This is a genomic window from Thiopseudomonas sp. SA1F2-1K, assembly GCF_057443035.1.
The window spans coordinates 1,927,691-1,940,121 of record NZ_CM172014.1 but is presented as its reverse complement, the minus strand read 5'-3'; the positions used below and the strand labels follow the sequence as shown (position 1 = coordinate 1,940,121).

Below are 12,431 nucleotides of genomic sequence, written 5' to 3'. Positions count from 1 at the left end.
TCCTTCGGGTTAAACTTTGATAGCCTGTATTAAAAACCCTGTAGTAGCTACAGAGTCAAGTAAAGATTAATCGCCAGGGTTAAAGCAAGGAGTTAACTGATGAAGTCGATGCGCATTGGCCTGCTGGCTCAGCAAACCGATACCCACATTGAAACTATTCGTTATTATGAAAAGCAAGGATTGTTGCCTGAACCACAGAGGGATACGGCAAACTTTAGGGTGTACCAAGCGCAGCATGTTGAGCGTTTAAACTTTATTCGCCAGTGCCGTTTATTGGATTTATCCTTAGAGGAAATTCGCCAATTACTTGAGGTAAAAGATACGCCAGCGGCGAGTTGTGATGCGGTGAATCAGGTAGTGGATGAGCATATTCATCATGTCCAACAGCGAATACAAGAACTACAAGGCTTAGCCGAGAAGTTACAGCATATCCGGGGACAGTGCCAAACGGCACAAGCTGCTGCACGTTGCGGTATTTTACAAGAGCTGTCGCAGCCAGTAAGCGCTCAAGATAAAGCGGAGCTTAGTCGCGAGACACACTTAAAATAAGCGGGCCAATAACACCGGCACTGCGGTTTCAACCCGCAAAATACGCTCACCCAATTGCACCGGGCTAAAACCTGCTTGGGTGAGTAATTCCACTTCGTAGGGAATCCAGCCACCTTCTGGACCAATCGCCAAGGTGACCTGCTGCTCTAGCTGCCTAGGACAAGCAGGATACGCGCCAGGGTGGGCCACTAGCGCCAAGCTATCGGCTGTAAGTGCCGGTAAGCGATCTTCGACAAAGGGTTTAAAGCGTTTTTCTAGGATAACTTCAGGTAGCACAGTATCTCTGGCTTGCTCTAAACCTAAGAGTAATTGTTCCCGAATGGCTGCTGCTTGCAAAAAAGGACTCTGCCAAAAACTTTTTTCAACCCGATAGCTGTTAACTAAAATCAGCCGCTTAACCCCCATGCTAGCAATGGTTTGTAAGGTGCGTTTGAGCATTTTTGGTCGGGGCAAAGCTAAAACTAAAGTGAGCGGCAAGGCTGCTGGTGGCGGTTCGCTGAGGGCGATCTGGAGTGTTACGCCGGTGGTATCTAGCGCAGTCACAGTGCCCAGCCCCATCAGCCCGTTAATCAAGCCTACTCGCAAAGACTCCCCTAGCTTAGCTTGATGCACTTGCTGAATATGCTGCCAGCGGCGATCAGTTAAATGCACCTGATGTGGGCCAATAAAATCACTGGGCTCCAGCAAAATAAGATTCATAGGCGTTGTACAGGTTCTTTTTTAGCCGCTGGAGTAGGGTTATCACTGCTGCTGGCAGGAGCAGGCTCAGCAGTGCTTGGTTCAGCCTCTTCGGTTGCCTGTTTGGCCGAACGTGGCTTAATGACTAAAATGCTGCCAAATACGATACCCATTTCAAATAACAACCACATTGGAATGGCGAGTAGGGTTTGGGAAAATACATCAGGCGGGGTCAGTAACATCCCGACCACAAAGCAGCCGAGAATGACGTAGGGGCGACTTTTACGGAGTTTTTCCAGATCAACAATGCCAATCCATAATAACAAGATAGTGGCAATAGGAATTTGAAAAGCTACGCCAAAGGCGAAAAACAGCGTTAACACGAAGTCTAAATATTGGCCAATGTCGGTCATCATTTGCACCCCAGTTGGGGTCATGCTGGCAAAAAAGCCAAACATAATCGGAAATACAACAAAGTAGGCAAAGGCCATACCGGCATAAAACAGAGCAATGCTGGCGCTTAATAAAGGTACTGCAATACGTTTTTCGTGCTGATATAAGCCTGGGGCAATAAACCCCCATATTTGTTGCAAAATGATCGGCATCGCTAAAAACAGCGAGACCACCATGGTCAGTTTAAATGGCGTTAAAAAAGGAGAAGCGACACCGGTGGCAATCATGCTGGTGCCGGCGGGTAAGTATGCGCGCAGGGGCGCTGAAACAAGGGCGTAAATATCCTGCGCAAAATAGAAGAGGCAGGCAAAAATCAGTAACACCGCAATCACACAGCGTAATAAGCGGGAACGTAATTCCGTCAGATGAGCCACTAAGGGCATGGCTTGATCGTTAGCTTGACTCATGAATCAGCGGTACTCGTAGGACGTTTAGGCTCAATTGCTGGCTCGGCCGTGGTGACTGCAGGTGGCACCTTTGAAGAATCAGGCAGGGGCTCGGCAGGTATTTGGGCCTGGGGCTCAAATTGTTCAGGCTCAACGCTCGGCACGGCGGATTTTAAGCCTAAGGGATCATTGAGTAAGTCAGTGGCGTCTTTAGCTGCCTGCTGTAATTGTTCGCGCTCTTTTTTTAGAATGCTTTCATTATGCAATTCACGGCGAATTTCATCGGCGCCAATTTCACGCTCGACGTCGGCTTTAATGGCTTGAAAACCAGATTTTAAACGACCAATCCATAAACCTGCGGTACGCGCTGCGCCTGGCAGGCGTTCAGGGCCTAATACCAGTAGCGCAACTAAGCCAATCAGCAATAATTCAGAAAAGCCAACATCAAACATGCCGTATTATTCCTTGGTTGCAGGCTCTTCTACTTTTTTCGCCGTGCCATCAATGGTGGTGTTATGCATCGTACTTTGGTTATCTACCGCGGTTTTTTCATCTTCACCGACGGCTTTGCGAAAACCTTTGATTGCTGAGCCTAGGTCAGAACCTACGCTTTTTAAGCGCTTAGTGCCAAATAGTAAAACCACGATCGCCAAAACGATCAAGAGTTGCCAAATGCTGATGCCACCTAACATAGGAAGTACTCCAGTAAAATCGATTGCCAGAACAAGATAGACTGCTGACTAGTATAAAAGATCTATCATCGGTCATATATGTTACGACCCGATGAAATGAAATTAATTGTTACCGCGCGCTGCTTTTTCTTCTAAACCAGATAAGCCAAAACGCCGCTCCAACTCTTGTAGAACAGACTCAGGCTTTTCACCTAGAGCAGCCAGCATCACTAAGCTGTGAAACCAAAGATCTGCAGTTTCATAAATTAGCTCATCTTTACTTGCGCCATTAGCGCAGTCTTTGGCCGCAAGAATGGTTTCAACTGACTCTTCGCCGACTTTTTCTAAAATTTTATTAAGGCCTTTATGAAACAAACTGGCCACATAGGATTCGGTTGGATCTGCGGTTTTGCGTGCTTCGATGACTTGAGCTATGCGGCTTAGGGTATCAGTGGTCATTGCTTTCACCCATTGAAGGTTGATTAGAGTAAATATGTTCTGGCGCTTTAATTACGGGTTCGACAACTTGCCATTGTTGCTGTTGATCCAGGACCCGATAAAAGCAGCTGTGGCGTCCGGTATGACAGGCAATGCCACCGAGTTGCTCAACCATTAAGATGATCACATCGGCGTCGCAGTCTAAGCGCAGTTCATGCAGCTTTTGCACGTGTCCTGACTCTTCACCTTTACGCCATAACTTACCACGCGAGCGCGACCAGTAAATGGCGCGTTGCTCTTGTACGGTTAGTGCCAATGATTCTTTGTTCATCCAAGCCATCATTAGAATTCGACCGCTTTGGTAATCTTGGGCGATGGCGGGTACTAAGCCATCGTCAGTCCACTTAATTGCATCAAGCCATTGGCTCATGGATTTTTCCTGTTGGTATTTAGCGATTAAAAAAGTTAGGCCCGCACAATCAGCCAGACGCCACTGAGTAGCATCAGCCATAGTGGCCAAGCAGCCCATTGCAAACTTAAGCCCGACAGCAGGCTGCCTACGATTAAACCAACACCCAGCACAATATTGATGTTGCGCAGCATTTTTTGTTGCAGCGGTGGTGGTTGGTTGGCCTGATTGATTCGCTCTAAACTGGTACGCGCCATACGGGCTAAGTGAGGAATTTGTTCAACCTGTTGACGGACATCATTGAGCACCCGTTTAGGGCTAATGCGTTTACGCATCCAGCGCTCTAAGTAGGGTTTTGCGGTTGCCCATAAATCTAAGTCTGGATAGAGTTGTCGACCTAAACCTTCAATATTGAGTAAGGTTTTTTGTAGTAGTACTAATTGCGGCTGCACTTCCATATTAAAACGGCGCGCGGTCTGAAAGAGCCGCATTAGCAACTGACCAAAGGAAATATCCTTTAGTGGCCGCTCAAAAATAGGCTCGCATACCGTGCGAATTGCAGCTTCCAGTTCATTGACTCGGGTATCTGCAGGTACCCAGCCGGAGTCTATGTGGAGCTGAGCGACGCGGTGATAATCCCGCTTAAAAAACGCCAATAAATTACGCGCCAAATAGTCTTGATCTTCTGGGGTGAGGGTACCAATAATGCCGCAGTCGATAGCAATGTATTGCGGCTCAGATGGCTTATTGGTGCTAACAAAAATATTGCCAGGGTGCATATCGGCATGGAAGAAACTGTCGCGAAAAACTTGGGTGAAAAAGATTTCTACTCCGCGTTCCGCCAGTCGTTTAAAGTCAGTGCCTTGGGCCTGTAAAGCCGCCATATCAGTAACGGGTATGCCATAGATGCGTTCCATCACTAAAACTTGTGGGCGGCAGTACTCCCAGTAAACCTGTGGCACATAGAGTAAATCTGAGCCAGTAAAGTTACGGCGCAGTTGACTGGTATTAGCGGCTTCACGTAATAAGTCTAGCTCGTCGTAAATGGTTTTCTCGTAATCTTCTACCACTTCACAGGGATGCAGGCGGCGAGCCTCTGGAGAAGCTTTTTCGGCAATCCGAGCCAGTAAGTGCAGCCACGCAATATCTTGGGCTATAACCTTCGCCAGTCCCGGACGAATGACTTTAACCACCACCTGCTCACCACTGTGTAGCTGTGCGGTATGTACTTGGGCAATTGAGGCTGAGGCTAATGGCTGGGGATTAAACTCTTTAAATGCACTGCTGACTGACATGCCAAGTTGTTGTTCAATCAGGCGGGTAGCGGTGCTTGAATCAAAGGGCGGTACTTGGTCTTGTAAGCGACTTAGCTCATCAATAATGTCGGCGGGTAGTAGGTCGCGGCGGGTTGAGAGAATTTGTCCAAACTTAATAAAAATGGGCCCAAGATCTTCTAGCGCCAAGCGTAAAGCTGCGCCCCGGGTTAAGTTATGTTGTTTACGCGGCAGCCAACGCCAAGGCAGTAAATAACGTGTGCTAGCAGCGTACCAAGGCAAGGGTAGGTCATACAGCAAATCATCTAAGCGATAACGAATAATCACTTGCAGGATGCGAAACAAGCGGCGAATGGCAAGCAGTCTCATGCTGAGGGGTCCTTGGCGGTCAGTTGGGCAACGCGTGCGCTCAGGCGATCTAAGGATTGCGTTAGTTGATCAATTTCATTGAAGCGTACTTCCGCTTCGGCCGTGCCGACCAAGAAACGTGCTTCTTCGGTGGCATAGTCAATGGCGCTTTGCTCAAGGCTGTGCTGGCTGTGCTGTAACCAGCGCCATTGGCGTTTAATTGAGGAGCTGAGTAAGGCGCTGGGCACTGGGCCGAGTAATTGTTGCAGCAGGTATTCCCAGTCTAAGTCTAATTGCTGCAAAATTTCTGCTAGTTGCATCAATAGTCCGGTATTACCGCTCAGATCTAGTTTAGGGTGGTGCAGTAATGGCGTTTTATCCCTGGCGGTTGCCAGTAAGGCCAGCTGAGCTAAGGGCGCGCGTAGGCGACAGTCAACAGCACCTAACCACTGATTGGCTAATTGCAGCCCATCGCTATGCAACACGAGATAGCAGCGTAGCTGCAAGGGCGTACTGATTTCTACTTCAAGCACTTGTCCTGCTAGCTCTGCGAGTTGCTGCTGCGCCACTGGATCTAAGCGCAGCAGCTGATTAATACTTAACTCAAGGCTAGCTAGGAGTGCTTGACTGAACATTAGGGTTTAATTCCACGGTGCAGGGCAACAATGCCACCGGTCATATTATGGTAGGTAATGCGCTCAAAGCCGGCGTCTTGCATCATGCCTTTAAGGGTTTCTTGGTCAGGGTGCATGCGGATTGATTCGGCCAGATAGCGGTAGCTGTCGGCATCGTTAGTAATTAACTTGCCAGCTAGCGGCATAAAATTGAAGGAGTAGGTATCGTATAGCTTCGAAAGTAAGGGTTTTTTCGGTTTGGAAAACTCCAGAATCAGCAAGCGACCGCCAGGTTTGAGTACTCGCAGCATTGACCGAATCGCTGCCTCTTTATGGGTGACGTTACGTAGGCCAAAGGCAATGGTCACCACATCAAAGTGGTTGTCAGGAAAGGGCAGTTGTTCCGCATCGGCTTGAACAAAACGCACATTGCTTGAGACGCCTTTATCGAGTAAACGATCGCGACCCACTTTTAGCATCGAGTCGTTAATATCGGCCAGTACCACTTCACCAGTACTTCCGACTAGGCTGGAGAATTTACGGGTAAGGTCACCGGTGCCACCGGCAATATCTAAGACCCTATTACCTGGACGCACACCTGATAACTCAATGGTGAAGCGTTTCCATAAACGGTGCATCCCGCCCGACAAGACGTCATTCATTAGATCGTAGCGTGCGGCTACCGAATGAAAGACTTCGGCAACTTTCTTGGCTTTTTGGCTTTCGGGAACATCTTGATAGCCAAAATGCGTAATGGCTTCTGGTTTGTTGGGCTGTTGTGGATCATTCATGGTCGTTCACCTAAATCAGATTCCGCTCCATTCTAATACCCTTGTGCCGATTTGTCTTGAGCGTGAGCAGGCTTTGTCAGGTTAGTCGATAGAACCTGAGAATGAGTGGAGATAATGGTTGGCTTTAGCCAAACAACTTAACGACCGATTCATTGGGGTCGCGTGATTTGCCGGCACGATTTAATTCGGCTAAATAGGTTTGCCAAAGCGTCTGTTGTTGGCTGCCTAATTGATAGAGGTACTGCCAAGTAAAGAGCCCTGAGTCATGGCCGTCATCAAAGCTTAGTTTCAGTGCATAGGTGCCGGCCGCTTCAGCATGTTGCAGCTTTACCTGCTGCTTACCAAACTGCAAAATCGGGTTGCCATGGTTTTGCACCTCGGCAGATGGAGAGTGTACCCGTAAAAACTCAGCGGGTAGGATAAACTGCTCGCCTGAAGCATAGTTAAGATTGAGCGTATTAGCGGTTAAGTCTAGTTTGACAGCAGTAGGAGTCATAAGATTACCTTTGTACTTAAGTGACAAGAGCCTACTACGTAACCGCAGCAGGCTCTTGTGGGACCCAGAACGATAAGACTAAAACTACAAGATGTAGCGTGATAAGTCTTCGTCTTCGGCCAGCTCACCTAGATGCTTAGCCACATACGCGGCATCAATTTGCAGTGGCTCAGCCTGATGTTGAGCTGCTAGATCTGATGCAGAGAAAGAGACTTCTTCAAGTAGTCGCTCTAGCAAAGTATGTAAACGGCGAGCACCGATATTTTCGGTTTTTTCGTTTACCTGCCAAGCAATTTCTGCCAAGCGCTCAATACCATCGCTGGTGAACTCGATCTTTAATCCTTCCGTTTTTAACAGCTCAACGTATTGCTCGGTGAGCGAAGCATGGGGCTCGGTTAAAATCCGCTTAAAGTCTTCAGGGGTGAGGGCTTTAAGCTCAACCCGAATGGGTAAGCGTCCTTGTAACTCTGGCACCAGATCGCTGGGCTTGCTGAGGTGGAAGGCGCCTGAAGCAATAAACAGAATATGGTCGGTTTTCACCATGCCGAGTTTGGTATTGACCGTACAGCCTTCGATTAATGGCAGTAAGTCGCGTTGCACTCCTTCACGGGAGACATCGGCCCCACTGGTGTTACCGCGTTTAGCAATCTTGTCGATTTCATCGATAAATACGATGCCATGTTGCTCAACTGCTTCAAGGGCGCTGGCTTTGATTTTATCTTCATTGACGAGGCGTGCCGCCTCTTCATCGCGCACCATTTTGTAGGCATCGGCGATTTTTAGTTTGCGCGTTTTAGTTTTGCCCTTGTTCATGCCTGCAAACAGGTTTTGCAGTTGGCTGGTCATTTCTTCCATACCAGGTGGCGTCATGATTTCTACGCCAACAGGGCTATCTGCCACTTCAATCTCGATTTCTTTGTCGTCCAGCTGACCTTCGCGTAAGCGCTTACGGAACAGTTGGCGCGTGCTGGAATCGGTGCGTGCATCAGCAATTTCTTCTTCGCTTGGCGAGCTGCCACGAGCAGGAGTGAGCAGTGCATCTAAAATACGATCTTCGGCCGCATCTTCAGCGCGGTGCTGCATTTTTTGCATTTCTTGCTCACGCAGCATTTTTACTGCGGCATCGGCTAGATCACGAATAATTGATTCGACATCACGGCCAACATAACCCACTTCGGTAAATTTAGTGGCTTCCACTTTAATAAAGGGCGCGTTGGCTAAGCGAGCTAAGCGGCGGGCAATCTCAGTTTTACCAACCCCGGTTGGGCCGATCATTAAAATGTTTTTGGGTGTAACTTCAGGGCGTAGTTCAGCAGGTAACTGCATCCGGCGCCAGCGGTTACGCAGCGCAATTGCCACCGCGCGCTTGGCCTCATCTTGGCCAATGATATGGCGGTTCAGCTCGTGAACAATTTCGCGGGGAGTCATGGACATAAAAAACAGTCTCCAGAGCAGCGTTAAACAGCGCTATCTAGCTCTTCGATGGTTAAATTCTGGTTGGTAAATACACAAATAGAGCCGGCGATGGTCAAGGATTTTTCGGCGATCTCGCGGGCTGAAAGTTCGGTGTTTTCTAACAGGGCTAAGGCCGCTGACTGGGCATAAGCACCGCCTGAACCCATGGCAATCAGCCCATGCTCAGGTTCTACCACATCGCCGTTGCCGGTAATAATGAGTGAGGCGTCTTTGTTGGCCACAGCTAACATGGCTTCTAGCCGGCTGAGGGAGCGATCGGTGCGCCAATCTTTAGCCAGCTCAACGGCGGCTCTGACTAAATGACCTTGGTGTTTTTCAAGTTGGCCTTCAAAACGCTCAAATAAAGTAAAGGCATCGGCGGTTGCACCGGCAAAGCCAGCAATGACTTCGCCACGGTATAAGCGGCGGACTTTTTTTGCGTTACCTTTCATTACGGTATTACCAAGCGATACTTGGCCGTCGCCGCCCATGACGACTTTTCCGTTACGACGGACTGAAACGATTGTGGTCAAGGGATATCTCCACATTTTGGCTGGGCGGGATTGCCCTAATTAACCTGATAGATGGGGGCGTTTTTTTAAAATTCAAGCGCTAGCGAGCAGATTTTCTTAGGGCTTCGCCTCTATGCAGCGGCTGCCAAGCCAAAGCAAGCAGCCGCCAGCACGAGGGGGGGATGACTTACTCGGAGGTAAAGTCGTAATTCATTTGGGCAGAAGGTGCTTGCAGGTAGTCCCCTTGAATATAATGCACACCAGCAGTCCAAAGTGGGGCCAGCATACTGGCGCTTTCCACACAAGGAGCAATGGTGTTTTTGTCGAGCTTATGAAGCTGAGTTAGTACCTCTTGTAAGCGCTCTTGATTGCTAGGTTCTTCTAGTTCTGTTAAATAACTGACATCTAACTTAATGAGAGCCGCATTAAAATGCTCTAAAGTGTTGAAAGGATTAATTGCACCGCCAAATTGACTAAGACATAAGGAGCAGCCTAACTGTATTAATTGTAGGCTGAGCTCTTTAGCATGGGCTAAATAAGTAATAGCAACTGGTTCTGTTACTTGAAACACTAAATGTGAGCCTGGAATTTTAGAGGCATCAAGCGCTCGGCTTAACCAAGATAGAAAAGTTGCATCTTGTAGGCTGTCACCTGATAAAGGAATAAAAAAACGGGTATCAATTCCAGCATTGAGCCGCTCAACTGCTGTGCGTATTACCATTAAAATTAGCCAGCGATCTAGCTTTGTTGCTAGTTTGGCACTGCTAGCTGCTTGAATGAGTTCATGGTTAGGGATAACTTGTTTTTCTTCATTACGTGCTTGTAGGATTACTTCATAATTTTCTTTTTTATTACCTCGTAAGTTAATAATAGGTTGGTAGAGAAGCTCAAAGCTATTGTTGGCTAGGCTGTGTTGGATAATGGCTACAATATCACCACGGTTAGCCGCTGCAGCAATGTCATCAGCTGCATTATAAATTTTAACAGCATTGCCTTTATGCTGACTGACGCTTTCAGCGCAGCGATATGCACGGTCTACTACTTCATCAGTATTAGCTGTCGTTTCATTAATGCCAGCTGCTCCTATACTGAAGGTGGTTTGTGCTGTGCGCGTACCTACACGAAATAACTTGCCATCTACTGCGTGCAATAATTTAGTGAGCTGCTCTTCAGCTTGTTCAGGATTATTAGCATTAAATAAAATAGCAAAGGCTTCATCGGTAAAACGGCTATGCTCAGCATTTGGGGTGGCTTGAACTAGTTGCTCTGTTAACTGAGCTAGTAGTTGATCAGTACCTGTGACGCCTAAGCTCGTAATCAGCTGCTCGTAGTTATCGATTTTGACATAAGCTAGGGTTGATTGTTGACCGGCATTAATAGCACGCTCAGTCGACTTTTCTATTAAGTTAATAAAGTGTGTGCGATTGTATAAGCCAGTAACTGAGTCTTGAGTGCTGATTAAGCGTAGCTGCTCTTCAAGTTGACTATCCTGTTGCCGCATTCTAAAAACTATTTGAATACAGGCTTCACCATCGTATTGCGCATTTGAAAGAGCGACAGAGACAGGTAATGATTGTTCTCCATCTTGTTTTAAGGAGCAGTTAAACTCATTAGGTTCGCCATTAGCAGCGTAGCTGCGAAGTGTTTGTTTAAAGTGCTCTTGGTCATTACTGGTAATTAAGTCAATCATAGGCGTACCAGCAAGATCATCTGGATCACCGTAGTTAAACAGGTTGAGATACGAGCGGTTAGCATAAATATGCATACCATCATGAATATAAGCGATTGCATCAATTGAACTATCGAGCAGCAACTGGCAACGTTTTTCTACTTCACGTAGCGCCACTTCAGCAGCGCGTCGGCTGCGGCGATCTTCGAGACTGTTGAGCTCACGTCTGACGACCAATAATAAGCGCTGATCATGGCCTTGGGGTACTGCATCTTGCGCGCCAAGATCAAGTGCTTCGGTAATTAGTTCCGAGTCTGCGTGGGGTACCAGTTGAATAAAAGAAATATCGCGCTCTTTTTTCTGGATCAATTGTAATGCGGTCAATGGGTCCAGTTGCTCACTGGTGGGAGCTGAAATTAACAGATCCCAAGGTTCTTCTAAGGCTTCTGTTAACGCATCGGTGGAGGTTAAGCGATGGGCCCGTGTAGCATGACCAGCGTTACGGAATAAGCTAACTAAGCGCTCTGCTTCGTTTTGTGAGTCCTCAATGATAAGCAGGCGAATGGTTTTGCGTTCAATAGGCATAAAGTTTTTAACACCTTTGCTGGAAATAGCCAGAGTTTAAATCAGCTAACGTAAGCCAAAAACAAAAAGTTAATTTACCGTTGCTCAAGCGCGCAGTCAAAATATCCACAATCTTTACAGGGAAATATGCTGATTGTGTCGGCTCAGGCACAGTTTAAGGAAAGTCCCAGCGCTAGTTAGTTCACTAACGCTGGATTACAGTCTAGGTGTTACTGGCTGGCAGTATTGCCTCAGCTTGTTGTGGGGTTGCGAGTAATTGCCCCATGGTCACTGCGGTCCCAGCAGCGAGCTGTGGGTTCCAGTCAATTTGCTCTGGGCCAAATAGCACAATGGCCGTTGAGCCGAGTTTAAAACGGCCCATTTCAGCCCCTTTTTCTAGAGTGATAGGCTGAAAACTGGCCGCTTGGTAATCAAAGGTTTTCAGCATGCGCTTGGGAGGAGTCACTAAACCCGCCCACACCGTTTCAATACTGGCAACAATCATCGCACCGACTAGCACCACGGCCATAGGGCCACGCTCAGTATCAAAGATACAGACAGCGCGCTCATTGCGGGCAAACAGCTCGGGCACGTGCTCGGCGGTAGTTTGGTTCACGGAAAACAGTCGTCCCGGCACATAAATCATCTGCCGTAAGGTGCCGGTTAATGGCATGTGCACGCGGTGATAGTCACGGGGTGATAAATACACCGTGGCAAACTCACCGCCCATAAACTCAGCTGCTAAGTCTTTATCGCCACCCAGTAACTCTTGTAGGCCAAAACTATGGCCTTTGGCTTGGAAAATGCGACCATATTCAATGCTGCCCAGTTGGCTAATAGCACCATCGGCCGGGCAGAGAATGGCCCCTTCCGTGGTGTCGAGTGGGCGTGCGTCGGGTTTTAGCGCACGAGTGAAAAAATCATTAAAATGCTGATAACTGTTGGGATCTTCATTTAGTGCTTGGCTCATATCTACGTTATATTTTTTGATGAACCAGTTAATGAAGCGGTGTTTGAACCAAGGCTTTTCGCATTCAGCAATGCAACCAGCAAGGCGCGAAAGGGTATGGTGGGGTAATAAATATTGCAGCAAAATAAAAAAACGTTGTTGCAAAGTCATGTGT

Annotated in this window: 15 protein-coding genes; 1 reads left to right on the top strand and 14 read right to left on the bottom strand. The window is 47.8% G+C overall.

Translation table 11 applies throughout. From position 1 onward, the window contains the following. Positions 1–99: 99 nt before the first annotated feature. Positions 100–549 carry a Cd(II)/Pb(II)-responsive transcriptional regulator gene (gene cadR / locus AC2T15_RS09440; RefSeq protein WP_173568162.1) on the top strand — a complete coding sequence of 150 codons (450 nt, stop codon included), beginning with the start codon at positions 100–102 and terminating at the stop codon, positions 547–549. Here the strand turns inward: cadR and AC2T15_RS09435 are convergent. The 14 genes from AC2T15_RS09435 to asd all read right to left on the bottom strand — a co-directional run bounded on the left by AC2T15_RS09435 (position 541) and on the right by asd (position 12,421). Beyond that, positions 541–1,248, bottom strand: a complete 708-nt coding sequence (locus tag AC2T15_RS09435) for a 16S rRNA (uracil(1498)-N(3))-methyltransferase (RefSeq protein WP_286639939.1) — start codon at positions 1,246–1,248, stop codon at positions 541–543. The two genes, cadR and AC2T15_RS09435, sit on opposite strands and share 9 nt — an antisense overlap. Further along, on the bottom strand, positions 1,245–2,087 hold the full coding sequence (tatC, locus tag AC2T15_RS09430; RefSeq protein ID WP_286639940.1) for a twin-arginine translocase subunit TatC: 843 nt from the start codon (positions 2,085–2,087) through the stop codon (positions 1,245–1,247). Before tatC ends, AC2T15_RS09435 begins: the two co-directional genes overlap by 4 nt. Continuing rightward, positions 2,084–2,518, bottom strand: a complete 435-nt coding sequence (gene tatB, locus AC2T15_RS09425) for a Sec-independent protein translocase protein TatB (RefSeq protein ID WP_486778145.1) — start codon at positions 2,516–2,518, stop codon at positions 2,084–2,086. The genes tatC and tatB overlap by 4 nt, the downstream gene beginning before the upstream one ends. A gap of 6 nt (positions 2,519–2,524) precedes the next feature. Next, on the bottom strand, positions 2,525–2,758 hold the full coding sequence (gene tatA / locus AC2T15_RS09420) for a twin-arginine translocase TatA/TatE family subunit (RefSeq protein WP_053106341.1): 234 nt from the start codon (positions 2,756–2,758) through the stop codon (positions 2,525–2,527). A 102-nt stretch (positions 2,759–2,860) separates the two neighbouring features. After that, on the bottom strand, positions 2,861–3,196 hold the full coding sequence (locus AC2T15_RS09415; RefSeq protein ID WP_286639942.1) for a phosphoribosyl-ATP diphosphatase: 336 nt from the start codon (positions 3,194–3,196) through the stop codon (positions 2,861–2,863). Continuing rightward, complete coding sequence (gene hisI / locus AC2T15_RS09410; RefSeq protein WP_286639943.1) at positions 3,186–3,686, bottom strand: phosphoribosyl-AMP cyclohydrolase; 501 nt, start codon at positions 3,684–3,686, stop codon at positions 3,186–3,188. The genes AC2T15_RS09415 and hisI overlap by 11 nt, the downstream gene beginning before the upstream one ends. Then, positions 3,641–5,227 (bottom strand): ubiquinone biosynthesis regulatory protein kinase UbiB, encoded by a 1,587-nt coding sequence (ubiB, locus tag AC2T15_RS09405; protein WP_486778144.1) that lies wholly within the window; start codon positions 5,225–5,227, stop codon positions 3,641–3,643. Before ubiB ends, hisI begins: the two co-directional genes overlap by 46 nt. After that, positions 5,224–5,841: a ubiquinone biosynthesis accessory factor UbiJ gene (locus tag AC2T15_RS09400; RefSeq protein ID WP_486778143.1), complete on the bottom strand. Its 618-nt coding sequence runs from the start codon at positions 5,839–5,841 to the stop codon at positions 5,224–5,226. The genes ubiB and AC2T15_RS09400 overlap by 4 nt, the downstream gene beginning before the upstream one ends. Then, a complete protein-coding gene (ubiE, locus tag AC2T15_RS09395) occupies positions 5,841–6,611 on the bottom strand; it encodes a bifunctional demethylmenaquinone methyltransferase/2-methoxy-6-polyprenyl-1,4-benzoquinol methylase UbiE (protein ID WP_486778142.1) in 771 nt (256 codons plus the stop codon). Before ubiE ends, AC2T15_RS09400 begins: the two co-directional genes overlap by 1 nt. Before the next feature lie 124 nt (positions 6,612–6,735). Next, positions 6,736–7,107, bottom strand: coding sequence for a gamma-butyrobetaine hydroxylase family protein (locus AC2T15_RS09390; RefSeq protein WP_486778141.1), 372 nt, complete (start codon positions 7,105–7,107; stop codon positions 6,736–6,738). Positions 7,108–7,191: 84 nt separating this feature from the next. Beyond that, entirely contained in the window at positions 7,192–8,541 is a 1,350-nt protein-coding gene (hslU, locus tag AC2T15_RS09385; protein ID WP_486778140.1) for an ATP-dependent protease ATPase subunit HslU, read from the bottom strand. Positions 8,542–8,564: 23 nt separating this feature from the next. Next, positions 8,565–9,095, bottom strand: a complete 531-nt coding sequence (hslV, locus tag AC2T15_RS09380) for an ATP-dependent protease subunit HslV (RefSeq protein WP_053102799.1) — start codon at positions 9,093–9,095, stop codon at positions 8,565–8,567. Between the two features lie 166 nt (positions 9,096–9,261). Further along, positions 9,262–11,328: an EAL domain-containing protein gene (locus AC2T15_RS09375; RefSeq protein ID WP_486778139.1), complete on the bottom strand. Its 2,067-nt coding sequence runs from the start codon at positions 11,326–11,328 to the stop codon at positions 9,262–9,264. Between the two features lie 202 nt (positions 11,329–11,530). Next, positions 11,531–12,421, bottom strand: a complete 891-nt coding sequence (asd, locus tag AC2T15_RS09370; protein WP_486779036.1) for an archaetidylserine decarboxylase — start codon at positions 12,419–12,421, stop codon at positions 11,531–11,533. Positions 12,422–12,431: the final 10 nt, after the last annotated feature.

Coding starts and splice junctions, on each gene's coding strand:
- cadR (WP_173568162.1), top strand. CDS start 100: ATGAAGTCGATGCGCATTGGCCTGCTGGCTCAGCAAACCGATACCCAC.
- AC2T15_RS09435 (WP_286639939.1), bottom strand. CDS start 1,248: ATGAATCTTATTTTGCTGGAGCCCAGTGATTTTATTGGCCCACATCAG.
- tatC (WP_286639940.1), bottom strand. CDS start 2,087: ATGAGTCAAGCTAACGATCAAGCCATGCCCTTAGTGGCTCATCTGACG.
- tatB (WP_486778145.1), bottom strand. CDS start 2,518: ATGTTTGATGTTGGCTTTTCTGAATTATTGCTGATTGGCTTAGTTGCG.
- tatA (WP_053106341.1), bottom strand. CDS start 2,758: ATGTTAGGTGGCATCAGCATTTGGCAACTCTTGATCGTTTTGGCGATC.
- AC2T15_RS09415 (WP_286639942.1), bottom strand. CDS start 3,196: ATGACCACTGATACCCTAAGCCGCATAGCTCAAGTCATCGAAGCACGC.
- hisI (WP_286639943.1), bottom strand. CDS start 3,686: ATGGCTGATGCTACTCAGTGGCGTCTGGCTGATTGTGCGGGCCTAACT.
- ubiB (WP_486778144.1), bottom strand. CDS start 5,227: ATGAGACTGCTTGCCATTCGCCGCTTGTTTCGCATCCTGCAAGTGATT.
- AC2T15_RS09400 (WP_486778143.1), bottom strand. CDS start 5,841: ATGTTCAGTCAAGCACTCCTAGCTAGCCTTGAGTTAAGTATTAATCAG.
- ubiE (WP_486778142.1), bottom strand. CDS start 6,611: ATGAATGATCCACAACAGCCCAACAAACCAGAAGCCATTACGCATTTT.
- AC2T15_RS09390 (WP_486778141.1), bottom strand. CDS start 7,107: ATGACTCCTACTGCTGTCAAACTAGACTTAACCGCTAATACGCTCAAT.
- hslU (WP_486778140.1), bottom strand. CDS start 8,541: ATGTCCATGACTCCCCGCGAAATTGTTCACGAGCTGAACCGCCATATC.
- AC2T15_RS09375 (WP_486778139.1), bottom strand. CDS start 11,328: ATGCCTATTGAACGCAAAACCATTCGCCTGCTTATCATTGAGGACTCA.